General features: G+C 35.1%; 21 protein-coding genes and 1 other RNA gene. 12 read left to right on the top strand and 10 right to left on the bottom strand.

What is annotated here, in order from left to right:
* The first annotated feature begins 4 nt into the window (after positions 1-4).
* On the top strand, positions 5-754 hold the full coding sequence (locus DZ858_RS13540; protein WP_117160192.1) for a C40 family peptidase: 750 nt from the start codon (positions 5-7) through the stop codon (positions 752-754).
* 48 nt (positions 755-802) lie between these two features.
* Here the strand turns inward: DZ858_RS13540 and DZ858_RS13545 are convergent, their stop codons facing one another.
* On the bottom strand, positions 803-2,068 hold the full coding sequence (locus DZ858_RS13545) for a tetratricopeptide repeat protein (protein WP_117160193.1): 1,266 nt from the start codon (positions 2,066-2,068) through the stop codon (positions 803-805).
* Positions 2,069-2,080: 12 nt separating this feature from the next.
* Positions 2,081-4,627 carry a DNA gyrase subunit A gene (gyrA, locus tag DZ858_RS13550; RefSeq protein ID WP_117160194.1) on the bottom strand — a complete coding sequence of 849 codons (2,547 nt, stop codon included), beginning with the start codon at positions 4,625-4,627 and terminating at the stop codon, positions 2,081-2,083.
* Positions 4,628-4,886: 259 nt separating this feature from the next.
* Between gyrA and DZ858_RS13555 the strand changes: the two genes are divergently transcribed.
* Both DZ858_RS13555 and DZ858_RS13560 read left to right on the top strand, forming a co-directional pair.
* The gene (locus tag DZ858_RS13555) at positions 4,887-7,439 is read left to right on the top strand and encodes an ATP-dependent Clp protease ATP-binding subunit (RefSeq protein ID WP_117160195.1); all 2,553 of its coding nucleotides are present in this window, start codon (positions 4,887-4,889) and stop codon (positions 7,437-7,439) included.
* An 82-nt stretch (positions 7,440-7,521) separates the two neighbouring features.
* Complete coding sequence (locus DZ858_RS13560; protein ID WP_117160196.1) at positions 7,522-7,899, top strand: hypothetical protein; 378 nt, start codon at positions 7,522-7,524, stop codon at positions 7,897-7,899.
* A gap of 1 nt (position 7,900) precedes the next feature.
* On the opposite strand, the gene hutH is transcribed toward DZ858_RS13560, so the two are convergent.
* Both hutH and DZ858_RS13570 read right to left on the bottom strand, forming a co-directional pair.
* Positions 7,901-9,412 (bottom strand): histidine ammonia-lyase, encoded by a 1,512-nt coding sequence (gene hutH, locus DZ858_RS13565; RefSeq protein WP_117160197.1) that lies wholly within the window; start codon positions 9,410-9,412, stop codon positions 7,901-7,903.
* 34 nt (positions 9,413-9,446) lie between these two features.
* The gene (locus DZ858_RS13570) at positions 9,447-10,997 is read right to left on the bottom strand and encodes an NAD(P)H-hydrate dehydratase (RefSeq protein WP_117160198.1); all 1,551 of its coding nucleotides are present in this window, start codon (positions 10,995-10,997) and stop codon (positions 9,447-9,449) included.
* A 165-nt stretch (positions 10,998-11,162) separates the two neighbouring features.
* On the opposite strand from DZ858_RS13570, the gene gcvT reads away from it, so the two are divergent.
* The 5 genes from gcvT (at position 11,163) to DZ858_RS13595 (ending at position 15,129) form a co-directional block, all read left to right on the top strand.
* Positions 11,163-12,245, top strand: coding sequence for a glycine cleavage system aminomethyltransferase GcvT (gcvT, locus tag DZ858_RS13575; protein ID WP_117160199.1), 1,083 nt, complete (start codon positions 11,163-11,165; stop codon positions 12,243-12,245).
* A 1-nt stretch (position 12,246) separates the two neighbouring features.
* The gene (locus tag DZ858_RS13580) at positions 12,247-13,161 is read left to right on the top strand and encodes a glutaminase (protein WP_117160200.1); all 915 of its coding nucleotides are present in this window, start codon (positions 12,247-12,249) and stop codon (positions 13,159-13,161) included.
* 12 nt (positions 13,162-13,173) lie between these two features.
* Positions 13,174-14,034 carry a Rossmann-fold NAD(P)-binding domain-containing protein gene (locus tag DZ858_RS13585; RefSeq protein WP_117160201.1) on the top strand — a complete coding sequence of 287 codons (861 nt, stop codon included), beginning with the start codon at positions 13,174-13,176 and terminating at the stop codon, positions 14,032-14,034.
* A 5-nt stretch (positions 14,035-14,039) separates the two neighbouring features.
* On the top strand, positions 14,040-14,321 hold the full coding sequence (locus DZ858_RS13590; RefSeq protein WP_117160202.1) for a 4a-hydroxytetrahydrobiopterin dehydratase: 282 nt from the start codon (positions 14,040-14,042) through the stop codon (positions 14,319-14,321).
* 82 nt (positions 14,322-14,403) lie between these two features.
* Positions 14,404-15,129, top strand: coding sequence for a YebC/PmpR family DNA-binding transcriptional regulator (locus DZ858_RS13595; protein ID WP_117160203.1), 726 nt, complete (start codon positions 14,404-14,406; stop codon positions 15,127-15,129).
* A gap of 71 nt (positions 15,130-15,200) precedes the next feature.
* On the opposite strand, the gene DZ858_RS13600 is transcribed toward DZ858_RS13595, so the two are convergent.
* The 5 genes from DZ858_RS13600 to DZ858_RS13620 form a co-directional block, all read right to left on the bottom strand.
* Positions 15,201-16,229: a hypothetical protein gene (locus tag DZ858_RS13600; protein ID WP_117160204.1), complete on the bottom strand. Its 1,029-nt coding sequence runs from the start codon at positions 16,227-16,229 to the stop codon at positions 15,201-15,203.
* Positions 16,230-16,417: 188 nt separating this feature from the next.
* Positions 16,418-16,954, bottom strand: a complete 537-nt coding sequence (locus tag DZ858_RS13605; protein ID WP_117160205.1) for a 1-acyl-sn-glycerol-3-phosphate acyltransferase — start codon at positions 16,952-16,954, stop codon at positions 16,418-16,420.
* Between the two features lie 7 nt (positions 16,955-16,961).
* The gene (gene kdsB / locus DZ858_RS15400) at positions 16,962-18,776 is read right to left on the bottom strand and encodes a 3-deoxy-manno-octulosonate cytidylyltransferase (RefSeq protein ID WP_117160206.1); all 1,815 of its coding nucleotides are present in this window, start codon (positions 18,774-18,776) and stop codon (positions 16,962-16,964) included.
* A gap of 51 nt (positions 18,777-18,827) precedes the next feature.
* Positions 18,828-19,406 (bottom strand): DUF4126 domain-containing protein, encoded by a 579-nt coding sequence (locus tag DZ858_RS13615; protein WP_117160207.1) that lies wholly within the window; start codon positions 19,404-19,406, stop codon positions 18,828-18,830.
* A 55-nt stretch (positions 19,407-19,461) separates the two neighbouring features.
* On the bottom strand, positions 19,462-20,886 hold the full coding sequence (locus tag DZ858_RS13620) for an ATP-dependent DNA helicase (RefSeq protein ID WP_117160208.1): 1,425 nt from the start codon (positions 20,884-20,886) through the stop codon (positions 19,462-19,464).
* Between the two features lie 131 nt (positions 20,887-21,017).
* Between DZ858_RS13620 and DZ858_RS13625 the strand changes: the two genes are divergently transcribed.
* The 4 genes from DZ858_RS13625 to DZ858_RS13640 are packed head-to-tail and all read left to right on the top strand — an operon-like array spanning position 21,018 to position 23,410.
* Positions 21,018-21,677, top strand: a complete 660-nt coding sequence (locus DZ858_RS13625) for a hypothetical protein (RefSeq protein ID WP_117160209.1) — start codon at positions 21,018-21,020, stop codon at positions 21,675-21,677.
* Positions 21,655-22,479 (top strand): DUF3822 family protein, encoded by an 825-nt coding sequence (locus DZ858_RS13630; protein ID WP_158548376.1) that lies wholly within the window; start codon positions 21,655-21,657, stop codon positions 22,477-22,479. The genes DZ858_RS13625 and DZ858_RS13630 overlap by 23 nt, the downstream gene beginning before the upstream one ends.
* The gene (locus DZ858_RS13635) at positions 22,479-23,015 is read left to right on the top strand and encodes an RsmD family RNA methyltransferase (RefSeq protein WP_117160211.1); all 537 of its coding nucleotides are present in this window, start codon (positions 22,479-22,481) and stop codon (positions 23,013-23,015) included. The genes DZ858_RS13630 and DZ858_RS13635 overlap by 1 nt, the downstream gene beginning before the upstream one ends.
* Positions 23,016-23,020: 5 nt before the next feature.
* On the top strand, positions 23,021-23,410 hold the full coding sequence (locus tag DZ858_RS13640) for a hypothetical protein (protein WP_117160212.1): 390 nt from the start codon (positions 23,021-23,023) through the stop codon (positions 23,408-23,410).
* A gap of 506 nt (positions 23,411-23,916) precedes the next feature.
* Here DZ858_RS13640 and rnpB read toward each other — a convergent pair.
* Positions 23,917-24,230: RNase P RNA component class A (gene rnpB / locus DZ858_RS13645), an RNA gene on the bottom strand.
* Positions 24,231-24,304: the final 74 nt, after the last annotated feature.

A 24,304-nucleotide genomic window follows, 5' to 3' on the forward strand; every position in this document is an offset into this window, starting at 1 on the left:
AAGTATGAAATACGGCTTATGTAACTTAAGTGTTGTTCCGTTGCGAATTGAAGCATCAGATGCTAGTGAACTTGTTTCACAAGTATTGTATGGTGAGCTTTTTAATGTTTTAGAGCAACGTAAAAAATGGAGCCGAATCCGATTGCATTTTGACGGATATGAAGGTTGGATTGATAATAAACAGTTTCTTTTAATTTCTGAAGAAGAATATAATACTTTAAGAAAAAACAAGCCTGTTTATGCAACTGATTTGGTTGATATAGTCACTACTGAAGAAAACCAATTACTATCCATTTTTATTGGTTGCCAGATTAACAACTGTGAATTTCTGAAACATATATTTGAAGGAAAATCTATCTCAGAAAAACTTCCTAAACAGAATTTAACCAGTACTGCATTAACATATTTAAACAGTCCCTATATGTGGGGTGGAAAAACCCCTTTTGGTATTGACTGTAGTGGTTTTACTCAAATGGTATATAAATTAAATGGCCACAAGTTACTGCGCGACGCTAGTCAGCAAGCTACACAAGGGGAAGCTTTAAGTTTCATAGAGGAAAGTGAACCTGGAGATTTAGCCTTTTTTGATAATGCAGAAGGATTAATAACTCATGTGGGGATTATCATGGAAGATAATCATATTATTCACGCGCACGGAAAAGTAAGAATAGATCGATTAGACCACACAGGGATTTTTAATTATGAAGTTCGTGGACATACACACAAACTAAGAGTTATAAAACGTATTGTATAAAAAAGGCACTTTTAAAAGTGCCTTTTTTATCTTGTATTTCAGTAAATTTTAATTGCCTTCCAATTCAGCTAACCTACTTTTCAATTCTTTAAACTTAGCATCTTTACCAAGTTGACTATAGATATTCATAAGGGTTCTGATGATTTCAGGATCATCTGGACGTAATTCTTTGGCCTTTTCCAAAGTGGGAACTACGTCTGCATACATTTGTTGTCTCTTTTCCTTTAACTTTTCATATTTAGCATTATCAGCACTTGAAGTTCCTAAGTTGTTCATTTCACTTACAATACTTTCTTCTTCTGAAAGTTTTAAAACAGCGAGGTTTATCAGCGCAGATGCATAGTCAGGCTTCAACTCAATGGCTCTATTATAATATTCTATAGCCTTTTCAGTTTCTCCTATCTCAGCATTACTAACTGCTAAATTGTAAAAAACCTCTGGATTATCAGGATCTGATTCAGCAATATTCTGCATTAATTCACTATAAAGTTGTTTGTCACCCATTTTGTAGGCCATATTGGCTTCGGCACGCATTAATGAAGTATCGTCTGGGTTTTCTTTCCTTGCATTTGACATAAGCTTTGAAGCTTTTTCGTCTTCCCCATTATCAATATAAATTAAGGTCATATTACGAAGAACTTCCCCTTTTTTAGATTGTGTCATTCTTTCTACCGGTTTGATAAAATCACCAGCCTTAATCATAAGATCACGCTCAGATTTTGAAGAAAAAGTTTTCTCTTCTCCAGTTTCTTTATTAGTTGCAACAAACTCTTTTGAAGCACCATCGTACCCCATATCCAGTAAGTTTTGGTAATACTTTAATGCTTTATCAAACTTTTTTGCATTAACAGCATTACTTGCAGCATAGTAAAGATCTGAAGTGTCTTTCTTACTTACCATATAGCTGTTGTACAACTTATCTGAGGCCATCTCAAAGTTTTGTGAATTTTGATCTTTAATAGCGCTGTTTACTAAAGCTGCACGAAGGTTCTGCTGTAAAGCACTCATTCTTCTTTCTTCTTCGGTCCTAGCGCCTAACTCAACTGCTTTTTGATAAGCTTCAGAAGCTGTTTTCATTTTAGCGATATCATCACCAGCACTTGCTGTATAAACTTCAGATTTCACCAAATAGTACTGCGCCTTTTCTTCTTCATCAGCATTAGCTAAGGAAGCTTCGGCTTGTTTTAATTCTGCAATTGCTTCAGTGTAATTTTTGTCTTCAAAAGCCCGTTCTGCTTTTCTTATTTCTCTTTTTTGTCCAAATGCTATAACAGATATGGTTAATGCACCTGCTACTAAAATTTGCTTTTTCATTGTTTTTAATTTTTATTCGTTGTTTTCGGTTTGTTCATCATTAGTATCAAGAGTGGTGCCAGAATCATCAGCTTCGTTTTCAGCGCCCTCTGTAGTGACATCGTCATCGTCCATATCTTCATCCTCATTCTTAACTTTAGCAACCGCCGCGATAGCATCTTCATCCCGCACTTTTATTAGGCGAACTCCTTGAGTTGCACGACCCATAACTCGTAAATCTTCAACTGCCATACGAATGGCAATACCTGATTTATTGATAATCATAAGCCCGTCACTATCTGTTACGTTCTTGATTGCTACTAATTTACCGGTTTTTTCGGTAATATTTATGGTTTTCACCCCTTTTCCTCCTCTATTGGTTATTCTATAATCGTCTAGGCCTGATCGTTTGCCGTACCCTTTTTCTGAAACTACTAAAATATTAGATTCGTCATCATTAATGGTAACCATTCCTACTACTTCGTCATCATCACTTCCAAGTCGAATTCCTCGCACACCAGAAGCATTACGGCCCATCGGTCTGGTTTTTTCTTCTTCAAAACGGATTGCTTTACCAGACTTAACAGCAAGCATTACGTGACTGTCACCTCTGGTTAATTTTGCTTCTATCAATTCGTCACCTTCTTTAATGGTAATAGCATTAATACCGTTAGAACGTGGTCTTGAATATTGCTCTAAAGAAGTCTTTTTAACCTGACCTTTTTTAGTTGCCATAATGACATAACGGCTATTGATGTACTCCTCATCTTTAAGATCTTCTGTACAAATAAAAGCTTTTAGTTTATCGTCTGGCTCGATATTAATCAAGTTTTGAATGGCTCGCCCTTTAGATTGTCTACTTCCTTCAGGGATTTCAAAAACACGCATCCAATAACATTTTCCTTTTTGAGTAAAGAACAACATGTATTGGTGATTGGTACCTACAAAAAGATCTTCTAAGAAATCTTCGTTACGTGTAGTAGATGCTTTAGAGCCTACTCCTCCTCTATTTTGACGCTTATATTCAGTTAAAGAGGTTCGTTTAATATAGCCTGCATGAGAAACTGTAATAACAACTTGCTCATCAGGAATCAAGTCAGTAATGCTTACATCACCACCTGCATATTCGATTACCGAACGACGCTCATCACCATACTTTTCACGTATTTCTTCTAATTCTTCTTTAATGATTTCCATTCTGCGTTCTTCACTGGCAAGAATTTCTCTGTAGCCCTCAATGGTTTTCATTAACTCGTCGTATTCAGAACGAAGTTTATCTTGCTCCAGTCCTGTTAACTGACGTAAGCGCATTTCAACAATGGCCTTGGCTTGAATTTCGGTTAATTCAAATCTATCAATTAATTTTTGGCGGGCTTCTTCCGTATTTGAAGAGGCTCTAATTAATGCTATTACTTCGTCTATATTATCTGAAGCAATGATTAGACCTTCAAGTATATGTGCTCGTTCTTCGGCTTTACGAAGTAAATATTCGGTACGGCGAACGACCACTTCATGACGGTGTTCTACAAAATATTGTATTAATTGTTTTAAGTTTAATAATTCTGGTCGCCCTTTTACAAGTGCAATGTTGTTTACACTAAAACTAGACTGAAGGGCTGTATACTTATATAGCATATTTAATACTATATTAGGAATAGCATCACGCTTTAATATATATACGATACGCATTCCATTACGGTCAGATTCGTCTCGAATATTTGAAATACCTTCAATTTTCTTTTCGTTTACCAAGTCGGCAGTTTTCTTGATCATATTTGCCTTGTTCACTTGGTATGGAATCTCATTAACAATAATGCATTCCCGGCCATTCACTTCTTCAAAAGAAGCTTTTGCACGCATAACCACACGACCACGGCCTGTGTGAAAAGCTTCCTTAACTCCTTCATACCCATAAATAACTCCACCAGTTGGAAAGTCAGGAGCCTTTACATGCTGCATGAGCCCATCGATATCGATATCATTGTCTTCGATGTAAGCGATAGTTCCGTCAACAACTTCTGTTAAGTTATGAGGCGGCATATTAGTTGCCATACCCACAGCAATACCAGAAGCTCCATTAATTAATAATCCTGGAACACGCGTAGGTAAAACGGTTGGTTCTTCTAAGGTATCATCAAAGTTTAATTGATGATCTACGGTTTCTTTATCAATGTCGGCAAGCATATCTTCGGAAATCTTCCGCATCCGTGCTTCTGTATAACGCATTGCTGCTGGGCTATCACCATCGATAGACCCAAAGTTACCTTGACCATCAACAAGCATATACCGCAAACTCCATTCTTGAGCCATACGCACCATAGCATCGTATACTGATGTATCGCCGTGTGGGTGATACTTACCAAGCACTTCACCGACAATTCTGGCGGATTTTTTATGAGACCCAGTAGCGCGAACTCCTAATTCGTGCATACCAAATAGAACCCTTCTGTGTACAGGCTTCATCCCATCACGAACATCAGGTAATGCACGTGACACAATGACCGACATTGAATAATCAATGTAGGCCGATTTCATTTCATCTTCAATGTTTATGGGAATTAATTTTTCACCTTCAGCCATAAAATATATAGTTTAATTTTACTTTTAATCTTAACGAGCAATATACACTATTTTCAAGCTTTTTAGAAGTGTTTTGGAGGCTATTATTCACTATTTTATTAACATATTCTGTAGTTAAAATAGTTAATAACTAAACTCACTTACTCTTTGATATTAGTAAGTTTTTTTGTCCTTTTACTACTATACTCTTAAATAAGGTATAATATTTGTCGTACTAAGGGTAATTTAGTATTTTTAGAAGTATAAGGAATTTAGATATATGGATGATAATTTTTCACCGAGAGTAAAAGATGTAATTGCTTACAGTAAAGAAGAAGCATTACGATTGGGTCACGATTTTATAGGCACCGAACATTTAATGTTGGGCTTATTACGCGATGGCAATGGTAAAGCTGTTTCTATTTTGAGCGCGCTGGATATAGATTTAAACCATTTAAGAAGAAAGGTTGAAATATTAAGCCCGGCAAACCCCAATACAGAAAGCAATACCAATGATAAAAAAAACCTACATTTAACGCGTCAAGCAGAACGAGCTTTAAAAACCACTTTTTTAGAAGCAAAACTCTTTCAAAGCTCTTCCATCAATACAGCACATTTGTTGTTGTGCATTCTCCGCAATGAGAACGACCCCACAACCAAACTATTGATAAAGATGAAAGTGGATTATGATGGCGTTAAAGATCAATTTAAAGTAATGATGGCAAACGATGAAGATTTTATAGACAGCCCAAGTGCTGAATCATTCCCTAGCGATGATGATGCATCTGCAGCTGGCGGAAATAAGGAGAACCTCTTTGCAGGTGCTGGCGCAAAAGGAAATAAAAAATCTAAAACCCCAGTTTTAGATAACTTTGGCAGGGATTTAACGGCTATGGCCGAAGACGACAAGCTAGATCCGGTTGTAGGCCGTGAAAACGAAATACAACGCGTATCACAAATATTAAGCAGAAGAAAAAAGAACAACCCGCTTTTAATTGGAGAGCCTGGTGTTGGTAAAAGTGCTATAGCTGAAGGGTTAGCACTTCGAATTATCCAACGGAAAGTTTCCCGAATTTTATATGATAAACGAGTTGTTACTTTAGATTTAGCAAGCTTGGTGGCGGGTACAAAATATCGTGGACAGTTTGAAGAGCGCATGAAAGCCGTAATGAACGAGCTAGAAAAGAATGAAGATATTATTCTCTTTATTGATGAAATCCACACTATTGTAGGTGCAGGAGGTGCTACTGGTTCATTAGATGCTTCTAATATGTTTAAACCGGCGTTAGCACGTGGGGAAATTCAATGTATAGGTGCGACTACTCTAGATGAGTATCGCCAACATATTGAAAAAGATGGTGCTTTAGAGCGACGATTCCAGAAAGTAATTGTTGAGCCTACAAGTATTGACGAAACATTAGAGATTCTTAAAAACATTAAAGACAAGTATGAGTCACATCACAATGTGAGCTATACCGATGATGCTTTAGAGGCTTGTGTGAAGTTAACAAATAGGTATATGACCGAACGTTTTCTTCCTGATAAAGCAATCGATGCTCTAGATGAAGCAGGATCTCGCGTACATATTACTAATATAAATGTTCCTGAAAAAATACTGAAAATTGAGGCTAAGCTGGAAGAAGTTAGAGAGCTTAAAAATTCAGTAGTTAAAAAGCAGAAATACGAAGAAGCCGCTAAATTACGTGATGACGAAAAAAACTTAGAGAAAGATTTGGCTACCGAACAAGAAATTTGGGAAAACGAATCTAAACTGCATAAAGAAACCGTAGATGAAGAAAGCGTAGCAGAAGTGGTTTCTATGATGACTGGTATTCCTGTAAGTCGTATTGCGCAAACTGAAAGTAATAAATTGGCTGCCCTACCCGACCGTATTAAAGGAAGGGTTATTGGTCAAGACGAAGCAGTTAGCAAAGTAGTAAAAGCTATACAACGTAATCGCGCTGGTTTAAAAGACCCTAACAAGCCTATTGGTTCCTTTATTTTCTTAGGACAAACTGGAGTTGGTAAAACCCAATTGGCAAAGGTTTTAGCAAGCGAATTGTTTGATTCTGAAAATGCTTTGGTACGTATTGATATGAGTGAGTATATGGAAAAATTTTCTGTATCTCGTCTTATTGGAGCGCCTCCAGGCTATGTTGGATATGAAGAAGGAGGACAATTAACTGAAAAAATACGCCGCAAACCTTATGCTGTTGTTTTATTGGATGAAATTGAAAAAGCACACCCTGATGTATTCAATATGTTATTACAAGTATTGGATGATGGTTATTTGACCGATAGTTTAGGTCGTAAGATCGATTTCAGAAATACGATAATAATTATGACCTCTAATATTGGTGCCCGTAAGTTGAAAGACTTCGGTCAAGGTGTTGGTTTTGGTACTGCAGCAAGAGAAAATCAAGCCGATGCAAATGCAAAGAGTATTATTCAAAATGCTTTAAAAAAGACGTTTGCTCCAGAGTTTTTAAACCGTGTTGATGATGTTATGGTCTTTAATACACTTGATAAAGGAGATATTCATAAAATAATCGATATTGAATTAGAGAAGCTTTTTGTACGTATTACAGATATAGGCTATAACTTAACGCTAACGAAAAAAGCGAAAGATTATATAGCAGACAAAGGATTTGACAAAGAGTATGGAGCAAGACCCCTTAAAAGAGCCATACAAAAGTATATTGAAGATGCTTTAGCTGAAGAGATTATAAACTCAAACCTTAAAGAAGGAGATCGCATTACTATGGATTTTGATGAAAAAAAAGAAGAACTAACTATTAAGATTAAAAAGCAAAAGAAAGCTACAGAGTCTTAATTTAATAACATATTAAATACCGTGCTTACCTTAATTAAGTAAGCACGGTATTTTTTTTGTATCTTTATGTAACTTCATTTCTATGATAACTAAACTTACATATCATTTTGGAATAGCAGAAATTCACGAAAATTATGTGATTTTTGAAATGAATGAAGGTATAACCGTAAAACCAGAATACAATGATTTTTTATTGAATATTGCAACAAAATATTATATCAATAAAAACTTCGGATATATAACTAAAAGGGTAAACTCTTACTCGGTAGATCCCAGGGTTTATTTTGAAACTTCAAAAATTGAAAACTTGGTTGCTTTTGCTGTAGTTTCTTCAGAAGACATTAAAGCCGCTACGACCGAGGTAGAGAAAATTTTCTTAAAAAAACCATTCGAACATTTTAAAACTATGAACGAAGCTACAAGTTGGATAGATTCAATTGTTGAAAAATCAACAGTATAAATTAGCTAAATAATAAATCCTCGTCAATTGTAAAACTTTGTAAAAAGGCTACAGAAGCGTGAATATCATTGGCCAACACCCTATCCTCTTCAACAAATGGAGCCGTTTTTCTGAATGATTCCAATAACGACTCTAATAACGGTGACGTTTTTTTCGGTCTTCTAAATTCAATAGCTTGCGAAGCATTAAGAAGCTCAATGGCAAGGATTGTTTCAATATTATCAATAACTCGCAACGCTTTGGTAGCAGCGTTCGCTCCCATACTCACGTGATCTTCTTGTCCGTTAGAAGAAACAATAGAATCTACTGATGCTGGAGTTGCCAATTGTTTGTTTTGGCTCACAATACTTGCTGCCGTGTATTGCGGAATCATAAACCCACTATTCAATCCTGGATTATTCACTAAAAAGTCTGGAAGTCCACGCAAGCCAGAAACCAATTGATAGGTGCGGCGTTCACTAATGTTCCCTAATTCAGCAAAAGCGATACTCAGGTAATCTAAAGCTAAGGCTAATGGTTGCCCGTGAAAATTTCCACCAGAAATTATTTTATCGTCACTTATAAAAATATTAGGGTTATCGGTTACTGAGTTTATTTCGGTTTTAAAGGTTTTATGCACAAACTTCAAGGTGTCTTTTGTGGCACCATGAACTTGTGGAATACATCTAAAGGAGTACGGATCTTGCACATTCTTCTTTTCACTCTTTCCTAATTCACTTTCTTCCAAAAATTCTCGTACTCTTTCTGCCGTTTTTATTTGACCAGTGTGAGGTCTTACCAAATGTACCAAAGGATCAAATGGACTCATATTGCAATCAAACGCATCAACTGAAAGCGATCCAATCATGTCGGCCAAATATGAAAGCTTATAGCTCTTTAGCAAAAGATAAACTCCATAAGCGCTCATAAACTGAGTTCCGTTTAATAATGCTAACCCTTCTTTTGCTTCTAAGGTTATAGGCTGTAGATCTAATTGTTTAAGGATTTTTTCCGAAGAAAGGCGCTCCCCATTATAATACACCTCTCCTTTGCCCAAAAGTGGTAAAGCCAAATGCGCTAATGGTGCTAAATCGCCAGAAGCGCCTAAACTACCTTGGTTATAAATTACGGGCAGAATACCTTCATTATAAAAATAAATAAGTCGTTCGACAGTTTGCAGTTGTACACCGCTATACCCGTAGCTTAATGATTGTATTTTTAATAAAAGCATCAACTTAATAATGGGTTTCGGTACATATTCACCTGTACCACAAGCGTGTGACATTACTAAGTTTTCTTGTAATTTTGAAAGGTTTTCCGAAGAAATTTCCACATTACATAACGATCCAAAGCCAGTATTTATACCGTAAATAGGGGTTGTTGTTTTCGCTATTTTTGAAGTAAGATATTCTTTAGATTTTTTAATATTCAGCAATGCTTCGTCTGAAAGTTCAAGCTTCTTATTGGTGGTTATAATTTCTTGAATAGTTGTTAAATCTAACAGCTCACTGCTTATATAATGTGTTTCTTGCATAATAAAGGTAGGTTGTAAAGCGCAAAAGTAATGATTATTTACTCTTTTTCTCTTTTTCTGATGTATCCTTTTCGGGCTGCTCAAATAAACTCATATATGCGCTTCCTAAAGTATCGATAATAGTACTGGCCATGACTGCTTCGTAGCCTTGGGTTTGTGAAGCAATACTTCCGGCAGTTCCGTGCAAATACACCCCAAAAACTGCTGCCAATAAGGGATCGTAGCCTTGCGATAACAAACCAGTAATTATGCCGCTTAAAGCATCACCGCTTCCAGCTGTTGCCATTCCTGGGTTTCCAGTGGTATTTATATAGAGGTTGTCGTTAAAAACCACATTGGTGTGTGCCCCTTTAATTAATAGTACAACTTCGTATTTTTTTGAAAAGGTCTTCGCTTTTTTTAGTTTGTCATAATCATCAGTCCACTCCCCTATCAATCTTTTTAGTTCGCCGGGATGGGGCGTTAAAACAGCGTTCTTAGGAAGTGTTTTAAGTAAATTTTTATTTTCTGAAATACAATTTAACGCATCGGCATCGATTACCATTGGAGCCTTCGCGGTTTTAAACAATTGTTCTAAAGCTGAAACCGTTTCAGGCTTAGTACCAATACCCATTCCAACACCAATGGATGAAGGTTCAAAATTATACGTTATATCAGTAATTAAATCGTCTTCTTTATCGGTAATTGTCATTGCTTCTGGCAATGCAGTCTGTACAATATTGTACCCACATTCGGGTATAAAAACGGTAACCATACCTGCGCCTATTCTGAAAGCGGCTTTTGCACTTAGTATTGCAGCGCCTATTTTACCATAACTTCCAGCAACAATCAAGGAATGACCGTACGTACCTTTATGGTCAAAAGCTTGGCGCGGTTTATAAAACTGTTGGGCTTGTTGTTTTCCTATTAATTGTGCCAACGGTTCAGTTTTATGCAGGTGTTCTGCATCTAGACCAATATCAATAATATCGAAAAAAGGGGCAAACTTTCCAGTTTCTGGTAAAAAGAAAGATAGCTTAGGTGCTTGAAAAGTTAATGTATGATTAGCTTTTATTACAGACTCTGCATCTTCCAGAGCCTGGTTAGCGTATAGTCCGCTAGGGATATCAATTGCCAAGGTAAATGCCTTGCTAGCATTTATGTGTTGTATTAGTGGTTTCAGCCAACCTTCCGGCGGACGATTTAGCCCAATGCCAAATAAGGCATCTATAATAATGTCTTGATCGTTTAATTCAGGGAAATCTTTTTCCGAAGTCATTAACAGCGGCCAGTCCTTTGTAGTGTCTTTAATACGATCATAATTAATTAAAAAACACTTAGAGCGTTTATCGGTAAAATTGGCTATATATATATGAACATTGTAGCCTTTTTCAATAAGTAACCTACCAACAACAAGACCATCGCCGCCGTTGTTCCCAATGCCACAAAAAATATGGATAGGAACGGTAGCACCTTGTAAACGTTGATGTAACCAGTTGAACACTTGTGTTCCGGCGTGTTCCATTAAATCTAATGAAGAAATATCGTGTTTTTCGGTAGTTACTTTATCGGCTTCGCTTAGTTGTTTGGCTGAAAATATTTTCACGTAATTTATTTATTTTGAAGTTCTTCTTTTTAGTAAAGGTACTCATTGTGTCAATAACAGCAAGAGATTCCGAATCGATTTAAAGATTAAAATGTTGAAAACATACAACTAAACTCTTCGTTACCTTTATAGATTGTAATACATTTGCGAAAAGAACTTTTTACAATGAAAAACACTGCACTTTCACACATACACGAGCAATTAGGGGCTAAAATGGTTCCTTTTGCAGGTTACAATATGCCAGTTTCATACGAAGGCGTTACCATTGAACACGAAAACGTACGTAATAATCTAGGGGTTTTTGATGTTTCGCATATGGGTGAGTTTTTAGTTACTGGACCAAATGCGTTAGAACTTATTCAAAAAATTGGGTCTAACGATGCTTCAAAAGTAGTTGATGGCCAAGCTCAATACACCTGTATGCCTAATGCTACTGGTGGTATTGTTGACGATTTGATTATTTATCGTTTTAATGCTGAAAAGTGGCTATTGGTGGTAAACGCTTCAAACATTCAAAAGGATTGGGATTGGATTTCTTCACATAATACGATGAATGCTGAAATACGGGATATTTCAGAAGACTATTCTTTGCTCGCTATTCAAGGACCAAAAGCTGTGGAAGCTATGCAGTCAATCACTTCGGAAGATTTAACTGCTATCAAGTTTTACAATTTTAAAGTTTCAGATTTCGGAGGTATTGAGCACGTAATTATCAGTGCAACTGGTTATACAGGGAGCGGTGGTTTTGAAATTTACTGCAAAAACACGGAGGTAGAACAAATTTGGGAGAAAGTGATGGAAGCTGGCGCCGATTTTGGCATTAAACCTACAGGCTTAGCTGCTAGAGATACGCTTCGGTTAGAAATGGGCTTTTGTCTTTACGGAAATGATATAGATGATACTACTTCTCCAATTGAAGCAGGGCTTGGCTGGATTACCAAATTCAACCACGATTTTATAAACTCAGAAGCGTTACAAAAACAAAAAGAAGAAGGCATTACCCGAAAACTCATTGGTTTTGAACTTACCGAACCCGGTATTCCTCGTCAAGGCTATGATATTGTAGATGCTGAAGGTTTAAAAATAGGAAAAGTAACTAGTGGAACTATGTCACCTTCCTTAAATAAAGGGATTGGTTTAGGCTACGTTGGTAAAGAGCATAGTAAATTAGGGACCGAAATTTTTATTCAAATACGCAAAAAAGCTGTTTCTGCAACAATCGTAAAGCCTCCATTTTACAAAAAATAATATGATAGATTATCAAGCCATTTTAGATACCATCACCAACAGCTTAAAACATTCTGCGGTAAAGGGTGAAGTGGCTTCATATATCCCAGAATTAGGTAAGGTAAAAGATACTAACTTTGGTATGTTTTTAAACCTAGTTGATGGTGAAAAATACGGGTCGGGTGATTGGGATAAACCCTTTTCCATACAGAGTATTTCAAAAGTATTGACACTTTCAAGAGCGGTTCCTTTAGTTGGTAACAAAATATTTGATCGAGTTGATGTAGAACCCTCCGGAAACCCATTTAATCACATGGCTTTATTAGAATTGGAAAAAGGAATTCCGAGAAATCCTTTAATAAATTCAGGGTCGATTGTAATTGCAGATATGCTGCTTTCACATTTAGAAAACCCGAAAGAAGATTTTCTACAATATGTCCGTGATTTAACCAATGACCAATCCATCTCTTATAATGAAAAAGTAGCAGCTAGTGAATCTGAAACTGGCTTTAATAATTATGCAGCTGCAAATTTGCTTAAATCATTCGATAATCTTGAAAATGAAGTAGAAGAGGTGTTGGATTTTTATTTTCATCAATGCTCCATTGAAATGACCTGTGAGCAACTTTCCAACGCTTTTTATATGTTTGCCAATCGAGGAAAATGTATGCGAAACACGGCACATCTTACCTTAAATCAAGTAAAACGTATTAATGCGATTATGCTAACTTGTGGTTTTTACGATGAAGCTGGCGAATTTGCTTTTGAAGTAGGCTTACCTGGTAAAAGTGGTGTTGGTGGTGGTATTGCGGCCTTATTACCTAACGAGTTTACAATAACATGTTGGGCACCGGGATTAAATGAAAAAGGAAATTCTTACCTTGGTATGCAAGCATTGGAGCTGTTTACCACACAAACAAAACGCTCCATTTTTTAAATAAAATTCTTTTTGAATACCGAAACCGTACATAACAGAATCCTAATTTTAGGGGCCAGCGGCTTTATAGGCAACGCAATTTATAAAGACCTTACCTCCTATTTTGATGTATTTGGCACCTATTGCACAAAACATTATGAGTATAAAGACAATCAGGTTTTTTACCGGTATTGCGTAGAAGAAGATAGCATCACTCCTATTCTCGATAAAGTGAAACCTCGCTTTATTATTGTTTCAATAGCTGGAAATTATATTGACAGAATGAATATGCTTCGTGAAATTTGTTTGTTTGCGGAGCGATTCCCAGAAAGTAAAATACTTTATTTTTCTTCTTCTGAAATTTTTGATGGAGAACGTAATTATCCAGGATACGAATATGATAAACCAATTGCTGAAAGCAGGTTTGGGAGATTTAATATTTATGCAGAAAAAATATTGCAAGAACAGTTGCCACTTCAAACCGCTGTACTACGATTACCATTAGTTTTAGGAGTAAACTCGCCAACTTTAATACAGTTACGACAAAGTATGAAGCATAACGCTGCTTTTGAGGTGTTTCCAAAACATATTGTTAGTGTTATTACTGAAGATAAAATAGCGCAACAAATACATTATATTATAAATAAAAATCTAACTGGTATATTTCATTTAGCGAGCATAGATGTAATTCATCACGATGACCTTTTTACTGAAATCGCGGCTAAAATTGGACGCAAAATGCTTATATTTAAGTCAGTTTACAGTAGTAATGAAGATTTGTATAAAGCAATATTACCGAGAGATAATAAACTCCCTGAAGCATTACAAATTACTGTTTCAGAAGTAATAGATGCTTGTACATTAAAAGAAGAAATTGTCACATTTAAAAACTAAAAAATATGAAAGCTTACACTGAAAAAGAAATTAATGAAAAGCTAGATAAATTTGAAGGTTGGGAGTTTGAGGAAAACGCCATACATACCGCATTTGAATTTGAAAATTTTAAAGAAGCCTTCTCTGCAATGACACGAATTGCCTTTGAAGCTGAAAAAATGCAACACCATCCTGACTGGCATAATGTTTATAACACATTAAATATCACACTCTCTACACATGATGCTGATGGCGTTACAGATAAAGATTTTGAACTTGCTAAAGTAATTGATGAACTTTTAGGATAAAATCTGTTAAACCTGACGGTTCAGAAAAAAAAGTTTTTCTATTCAGTCAATTTTCTATTTTTGTAATCCAAATTGAAAAACTATGGGAAGAGCGTTCGAGTTTAGAAAAGCTAGAAAAATGAAACGTTGGGCAGCAATGTCTAAAGCCTTTACTCGTATTGGTAAAGATATTGTTATGGCCGTTAAAGAAGGCGGTCCCGATCCCGATACCAATTCTAGATTACGTGCAGTAATACAAAATGCCAAGGCAGTTAATATGCCTAAGGATAATATTGAGCGTGCTATTAAACGTGCGAGCGATAAAAGTCAAGGCGACTATAAGGAAGTTTTATTTGAAGGCTACGCTCCGCACGGGATCGCTATATTAATTGAAACCGCTACCGATAATAATACCCGTACGGTTGCCAATGTCCGTTCCTATTTCAACAAATGTGATGGTAGTTTAGGTACTTCAGGCTCTGTCGTCTTTATGTTCGACCATACTTGTAATTTCCGTATCAATGGAGAAGGATTAGATATTGAAGAACTAGAATTAGAATTAATAGACCACGGTATTGAAGAAATTTTTGAAGATGAAGACGGAATCATGATCTATGCTCCATTTGAGAGTTTTGGCGCTATTCAGTCTTTTTTAGAAGAAAATAATATCGAAATATTATCTTCAGGTTTTGAACGTATTCCGCAAGTAACCAAATCACTTTCAGAAGAAGATGCAGCCGATGTAGAAAAGCTTTTAGAAAAAATAGAAGAAGATGATGATGTCCAGAATGTGTATCATACTATGGAAGAAACCTCTTCAGAAGAATAACTTAATAAGTTACTTTATAAAAAATGCCGCTAATAGTTTAGCGGCATTTTCATTTTCAAAAATTATATTAATTATTCAGAATAGTAATATACTGAAGAAGCACCAGATAGTTCATTATTGATATCAGGAGAAATATTCCCTCCTTCTGAAGCATCTACAAAGGCTAACACACGTCCACCTCCATTTGCTCTTTCAGCAATAAATACAGTATCTGAATCTGCATCATAATCTGCAGAAACTGGATTACCTAAGAAAGTAGAACCACCAGAAACTCTAATTTGATTATCAGCAACCACTAAAGTTTCCCCATCTGCTACACCATTAAATTTACTTTGGAAATTTGAAATGATATGGAAACCACCATCTGAATCTACAGCAGCATCTCCAATATCAGTTAAAATCATCGTTCCATCATCAAAACCAATTCCGTGGGTTCTTACTATTCCCTCAACAGTAATTTGTTTTGTAGGAGCCACAGTTGTATTGGTTGTCACATTTGAGAAGTCACTAAATTGAGCAATATCTGAAGTTTTGTCTACTACAGCGAATAAGTCGTTACCAACAAATTCAATACCCCATACTGCAAAACCAATTTCTACAGTGTTTCTAAGTGTAAATCCAGATGCAGTTTTAGTGTATACAAAAAACCGTCCGTCATCTGTATTAGGATCACCATCTACATCAGCATTATCTGAAACCACAAAAATATCACCATTTACGGCTATATCACGCGGACTTTCCAAATCGGCACTGCTTTCAAGCACTAAATCTAGATTTATTCCATCTTCAGTAACTGAAATATCTCCATACGTGTTAAGCTTCAGCATACTTCTCGAAGCCTGTGTTAATTGGTCTTCATCCTCGTCGTAATAAATACCTTCCGCATCTGTTGAAAGCGTTAAAAAGGTTTTCGTTTCAATGTTGCTTTGATCGCTTAAATCATACATTGTAGGGTTTCCATTTGTATTACTAGATGCATACAGTTCTGCTCTTGAATCTTCTGAAGGTCCATCATCGTCGCTTACAGAATCGTCATCACTACAAGAGTAAATAAATAGGGATGAACAGAGAATAATTGTTAAAATTTTAATCGTTTTCATAGTTTTGTTTTTAATTGTTATCTATAGATACAACTGAAAATGATTACTATGAAGTTTTATTATATTAGTTAACTAAAATTTAACTTCATTTATTGATTATCAGATACTTATAAAATAAAATAAATTATTTAGTTAACAAATATTTCAACTAATTAAATGTTAATGATATTCAATATAAAACCTTAAAATTAAGAGTATTCTGGTTTTTTTCCAACTACGTTGTTATAGTGCTTTTGCAACTCTTTGGTATCAACAACAATATCATCAGTTAAATAGTGGGGTTTTCCAATTAAAACAGATTTTGTTTTATAATCGAAAGCTACAGGAATAACCGGAACATTAGCTGTTCTGGCGATGTAATAAAAGCCTGTTTTCCAATTTTCAACTTTTTTACGGGTGCCTTCAGGTGATAATGCTAATCTAAATTCATCTTTTTCTGAAAATATTTTTGCAATCGCTTGTACTTTATTTTGTCCAGGAGCTCGATCTAAAGGTGCGCCACCCATCCATTTAAAATACCATCCAAAAGGTGGTGTAAAGAGTTCTTTTTTGGCGATAAAGTTAATTTGGACTTTTAAAATCCGCCTTGTGAACACACCAATATAAAAGTCGTGCCAGCTAGTATGGGGAACAACGATTATTACCGCTTTTTTAATATTGGAATCAAAGTTACCTTTGATTTTCCAACCCATAAGATTACAAAAAATAAACCGGGTTAGTCCCATTGTTAGTCTACATCTTTAAGTAAAGTTCTTTTAATTTTCCTTTAGTCATTATAGTTTGCCAATTGTCACCTAATGCGTTTTCCCACAATGGAACAAGACTTAATGCAATATCAATCATCTTATCCATTTGACGGTCAGATAAGTTGGCACAGAGTCCTTTTGGGATTTCTATATCATGAGTTTCAACCATTTCTTTAAACAGAACAACATCTTTAGGATAAAATTCTTCTAAATGGTTAAAAACAATACAGTTACCAATACCATGCTTGGTGCCTAATACATAAGAAAGACCGTAACTCATGGCATGTGCAACACCAACTTGTGAATAAGCAATACTCATCCCACCGTGCCAAGAAGCCATCATTAATTTAGCGCGGGCTTCTTCTTCTGAAATTGATTGTGTTACAAATATTTCTTTACAAAGATCATAGGCTTTTTCACCATAACTTTGGCTAAAGGCATTTAAAAATGTACCGTTTAATGATTCTACACAATGAATAAAACAATCCATTCCTGTATAAAACCATTGGTTTTTGGGAACACCTAGGGTTAACTGTGGGTCTAATATTACTTGGTCAAATGGTGTGAAATCACTGTTAATACCTAGTTTTCTAATAGGTCCTGATAGAACTGTAGTTCTTGAAACTTCTGCTCCAGTTCCCGAAATGGTAGGAACTCCTACGTGGTAAACTGCTTTGTTTTTAACTAAATCCCAACCTTGGTAATCAGCAGCACTTCCTTCATTTGTAAGCATTATGGAAACTGCTTTTGCGATGTCCATGATTGTTCCACCACCAACGCCAATAATCCCAGAAGGTTTTTTCTTAAACTCTGAAGTAATTTCTTTTACTATTTGATCAATTTGAGCAGTTGCTGGCTCTTCATCTGCTGAAATAAAAATCAGTTTATCATTAAACCGAAGTCTTATTCTATCAGTCAATGCTTTATTGTTTTCAAATACATCATCAACCAAAAAGACAAACGGAGCATTTTCTTGTCGTTGCGGTGCTAATATTTCAAGTAATTGATCAAAAGATCCACTACCGAATACCACTTTTGGTACCATCGGGAAGTTTCGGAACTTATTATTTACCGATTTTTTATCTTCCTTTTTTAATAACTTATTTGCTTCAACTAAGTCTTCAGGAGTATCTATTTCGACTCCTTGAGTGTTTGTTACAGCCATTTTTATTCTTTTTCCGTATTCTAAATATCGTATACATTCAATTTTTTCAACCGCTTCTAAGGATCGCATAGGTAAATGATAAAAATCCATCAATGCTTCTTTTCTAAAAGCATATATTCCTTTGTGTTTATAATACTTTACGTCGGCATTTTTATCCCTCGGGTATGGTATGGGAGATCTAGAAAAATACAAAGCAAAATCATCTTTATCGGTAATTACCTTTACGCAGTTGGGATCGCTTATTTCTTTCCAATCATCTATTTCAGTCATTAATGAAGCCAAATCTATCGAATCGGCATCTTCACCTTTAAAAACCTCTAATACTTGTTGCAGTCCTTTTTTACTGGTAAAAGGTTCATCACCTTGTACATTTACAACAATGTCTACATCCATGTTTTCAACTGCTTCGGCAATCCGATCACTCCCACTTTCGTGCGTTTTTTTACTCATAATGGCTTTACCGCCGTTAGTTTCAATCTCTTTATAAATAACATCGCTATCGGTCACTACATATACTTCATCGAAAAGATTGGTGTTTTTTGCAGCTTCATAGGTACGTATAATTACAGTTTTTCCACCTAGGTCTTGCATCAATTTTCCAGGAAATCGAGAGGCGCCGTAACGGGCAGGAATCATGGCTATTATTTTCAAGGGAATCGTTTTAAAGTGAATTCAAAAATAAGAAGATTAAGTTTTGGACAAGCGCTTTTTTCGAAGCTTTTTATAAAACCTAAAAATTATAAAAAATAGAACAAGGACTAAAACAAAGGCAATAATAGGTACAAAGATGGAAAGAATGGACATTAACGTTGAAATACCCGTTTCTACTGTTGTTAATATGGGGTTTGCAAATCCAGCTGTAGTTGTACTAGAAGTAAGTCTCGCTGCAGAAGCATTTCCTTTTATAGCAGCTGCAGTACCACCACCGGCTATAATTGCTAAGGCCCAAGTTATAACGGGATCTAAGTTGGTAATTGTAGCAACCATAACAACAGTACCAGCTAAGGTGGCCAATGGTAATGCAATGGTATCAAGAATATTATCAAACCACGGGATATAATATCCAAAAATTTCAATTAAAGTGGCAACTCCCAAAGTTATAAAAGCAGTAAAGCTACCAATCCATTGCCAGCTTTCATTTAACGGAATTACATCATAATAACCCGCCAAACTCAAAATTAGTAAAGGTAAAAAAACCCGAAATCCAACGGCCGAAGCAAGACCTATGCCTAAAAAAATACTTATTAAAACCTCAAATGTATCCATGCTTTAGTTGGTTCAAAAACTCACAGAATAATAAAAACCTTGCGGTAAACTACTACTAATCTACAAAAAATTCATCCTTAAAGCCTATTAAGTATAATTTTTCTGTTGCTCGTGTTATAGCAGTATATAACCACCTTAAGTAGTCTTTATCAATACCATTTGGTAAATAGGGTTGTTCTACAAAAACCGTGTTCCACTGTCCCCCTTGCGATTTGTGACAAGTAATTGCATAAGAGAACTTTACCTGTAAGGCATTAAAGTACTTGTTATTTTTTACAGCTAAAAATTTTTTATACTTAGATTTTTCTGAAGCATAGTCCTTCATTACTTCTTGGTATAATTTGTTGGAGTCTTCATAAGACAGAGATGGTGTTTCTGAAGTAAGTGTGTCTAATAATAAAACGGTTTCTAGCGGTTTCATTTTGGGATAATCTACCATGTTTACCAGTACTTCAGCAAAACGGAAGCCGTATAAATCTTTAAACCCAAAAATCTCCAATACTTCAACAATATCACCATTAGCAATAAAACCTGCTTCGCTTTCCGGTTTTACCCAATGATAATTATTTTTTACTACCATTAAATAATCGCCAGCGGCTAATTCAGATTCTTGAAAAAGAATGCGGTTCCTAATATTTTGATTGTACAGGTTAGCTCGTTTATTAGAACGTACTATGATTACCGTATCTTCATTGCCCAATGAACTGTAACTATCGCTTATAGCATCCATTAACTCCTGTCCATCCATTGGCCTTATTACTTCAGGATATGGAGTTTCAGTAAATTTAAAGTCTTTAAAAAAGCCGTCATCCAATCGTTCACGAAGTGTTGTGGCATTCATTAAAATACCACTGTCTTTTTGCTGACGAACTACTTCATTCAATTCTAATTCAACAACTTCCTTATTGTATTGATTTTGCAAGGTATGTTTGTCTAAAGCAGGACTCAAGGTTAGTTTTACTGGCGGTAACTGTGCTGTATCTCCTATTAAAAGAAGTTTACAGTTATGGCCACTATATACATATTGCATTAAATCGTCTAATAAAGAGCCATTTTCAAATAACTTTGAATCTTGGTTAATATCAGGAATCATAGAAGCTTCATCTACAATAAAAATAACATTACGACTTTTATTGGGTTGTAACCTAAAGGATACCCCTCCACCTTTTTCAGATTTTGGAAAGTATATTTTTTTATGAATAGTAAACGCCTCTTTCTGTGAGTAATTACTAATCACTTTTGCAGCACGTCCTGTTGGAGCTAATAAAACAGAGGATTTTTTTAGTTTCCATAGGTTTTTAACCAATGTTCCTACAATTGTAGTTTTTCCGGTACCTGCATACCCTTTTAGTAAAAAAACCTCATTTTCATTTGTTTCTACTGAAAATTTAGCCAATAATTGTAATGCAATATCTTGGTTTGTAGTAGTTTTATGAGGGAAATCGTGCTTTAAAAGCGAATAAAATCTTGATGTATCCATATAGTATTGCAAACATAATGGTTTTGCACTTAGTGATGATTTTTTTAGATTATAGTTTTACGAACAAAAAAAAATTGTAGATTTGCGAGAGACCTATACATAATTTTAAACGTTAACAAAACTATCGTACAATGAGACTTGTAATACAGATAATTCTTTGGATTGTTATTATCTTTCTAGGATACCAGCTTTATAGCTCCATCAATGGGCCATATGAATTTAATAAAGAAAAAGAAGTTCGCTATCAAAAAGTTATTAATAACTTAAAAGATATAAGAGATGCAGAATTAGCTCACCAAGAAATTGCAGGTAATTTTACAGGAAGTTTTGATAGTTTAGTTCGTTTTATAGATACTGCGCAATTTGCAATTACACAAAGACGTGATTCAGTTTATGCAGATGTTGAGAAAAATAAAGCATATGGCATTGATGAAGGATACTTTATTACAGAATCACTAATAGATACACTTAGCTTTACCCCTGTAAAAGATTCTTTATTCGGTTCAGATCGTTATAAGACAATGATGAATGTTCCTGTTAAAGGAGTTGATGCAAAGTTTAAACTTGAAGCGGGAAGTATTATGAAAAATGGAAGTAAGTATTCTGTTTTTGAAGCGAGCATACCAAAAGATGTAGTATTACAAGGAATGGATGAAGAGTTGGTTTATCAAGAAAAGCAAGCAAATACTGTAGAAGGAGTTCGAGGTGATAAAGTACAAGTTGGATCTATGGAAGAAATAACAACTAATGGTAACTGGGGAAAATCATATGACTCAGCCGATAACCAATAAAAATACCTTACATATCAATAAAAGTCTGTCCGTTCAAATTTCTTTGACCGGACTTTCTTTTTTAGTCACAACGAGTGACAATAAGGAGGTATTATATTTTCTAGAAGAAAAATTTGAGAGTTCCACTCCTCCAGAAGAATTACTTACTACGATTGAGACTATCATAAATAGCAATGAAGAACTACAACATAGTTTTAATCAAGTAACCTTACTCTACGCTACAAACTTATATGCTCTTGTACCGTATTCTCTTTTTGATGAAACGAAAGCTAGCGAATATTTAAAATTTAATTCAAAAATACTAGCCAACGATTTTATTTCACACGATAGGTTGAAGAATCAAGATATTGTTATTGTTTATGTTCCGTATATTAATATAAACAATTACTTTTTTGAAAAATATGGGTCCTTTCAATATTATCATGCTACTTCAATATTGATACCAACCATACTTAAAGCAGAGAAATTTATAAAAGAACCGAAAGTATATATAAGTGTTCAATCTGAAAGTTTTGACTGTATCATTGTTAAAGATGGTGGTTTAAAACTTTGTAATACCTTTTCATACAGAACAGCAGAAGATTTTATATATTATTTATTATTCTGTATGGAGCAACTTAAACTCAATCCAGAACGTACTGAAGTTGTATTAATGGGGAACATTGAAAAAGAAAGCGATGTTTTTGAAATACTCTATACATATGTAAGAAATGTATCTTTCGCTTCAGAAAACTTTTCTGATTTATCTTTTTCTGAAAAAATGAATAAGCATCAACATTTCGTGTTAAAAAACAGTTTATAATGCGCATAATTTCTGGAACACATAAAGGAAGACGATTAATTGCTCCAAAAACACTTCCTGTTAGACCTACTACTGATTTTGCCAAGGAAGCACTCTTCAATATTTTGGGAAATTCACTTTATTTTAATGAAATTAGCTTGTTAGATTTATTTGCCGGTACCGGAAATATTAGTTACGAATTTGCTTCACGCGGGACCGAAAAAATTACAGCAGTAGATGTTCATCACGGCTGTGTAAAATACATAAAGAAAACAGCTGAGGAATTAGAGTTTCCTATTGAAACTATAAAATCTGATGTAATAAAATACCTCTCGGCTGTATCATCTAAGTTCGATGTTGTTTTCGCCGACCCACCGTATAAGTTTGAAGTTCAACAGTTCGAGGAAATTATAGGAAAAATCTTTCAAAACGACTTGATAAATACAAACGGATTAGTTATCATTGAACACTCAAAAGACACCGATCTTTCACACTTGTCTCAATTTAAAGAGTTTCGCAGGTACGGTGGGTCTGTCTTTAGTTTTTTTCAGTTATAAAGCATATGTTATCCCCAGAACCTATTTTAGTAGAATTAGAATTCGGTACTCTTGAAATACACGAAAATTGCGTTATTTCAACCATTAATGAAGGTATTCTTTTTGATAAAGAAGAACGTAAAAAAATGTATGAAGTTTTTGAGAAGTATTTTGAAGGGAAACCCTTTATTTATATTTCAAATCGAAAAAACGATTACACTGTTAACCCAACAAGCTACTTACAGGAAGACCATTTTAGCAACCATTTAGTAGGAATGGCCGTGTTGTGCTACTCTCAATCTTCTTATGATAATGCACTATTTGAAAAACAGTTCTACAAACGTGCCTTCAATGTTTTTTATACCGTTGAGGCGTGTAAACTTTGGGCAAAAGAAATTTTACATAACAAAAACTAGTTGTTTTATTAAATTATCAAATAGTTTGTTAAATAAATAAAAAAATCTTATACTACCTTAAGTAATTTTCCTCCCCATTCAATAAAGAGATACGGATGACGTATACTCGATTAATAACTCGTTATGAGTTTACAACCTTTTAAAACAATTGACCTTAGTTACATGTCACTTGAATTGTATGAAAACTATGTGGTTTCAACAATTAAAGAAGGAACTTCGTTTGATTTTCCGCATTTGGCAGAATTTTTTGAAATACTTGAAAATTATTATAATGGAAAAGCTATTGTTTCTATAGCACAAAGAATACACGATTACACCGTTAACCCGACCTGTTATATGGTCGCTTCTAAAAAACTAAATCTAATTGGAATTGCCATAGTATGCTCATCAAAATCTGCTTATGAAACTGCATTATTCGAAAAGAGGTTCTATAAAGATACTTATGAACCTTTTCATTCATTAGAAGAAGCTATCGAATGGTCAAACGAACTTATTGAAAAGTATAATAAAAATGCAGGCCTATAAGCCGGATTCTGTATTCCGAAGTATTTCGAAATCCTCATCATTTATCTGGACATATTGTTGCCAATATGCTCTATCTGCCTACCCTCCTGCATCGGGCGGGAACCCTTGAGCACAGGTTTACGTGGCATTTCACCGCATAGAGTTTACCTGGTTTCACTACAGCATTACCTGTACATTCTTTCTGTTGCACTTGTCCGCCTCCAAAAAATGGAGTGACGGCTGTTAGCCGCTATGCTTCCCTATGGTGTCCGGACTTTCCTTCCTAATAAATTAGAACGATAAGGCGGCCTGCGCTGCAAAAGTAACCCAATGTTAATAAATACAGTAAAAATGAAACACCTTATTTTTTAAAATGATACCAGACATAGT

The sequence above is a fragment of the Marixanthomonas ophiurae genome (assembly GCF_003413745.1).
Lineage (GTDB): Bacteria > Bacteroidota > Bacteroidia > Flavobacteriales > Flavobacteriaceae > Marixanthomonas > Marixanthomonas ophiurae.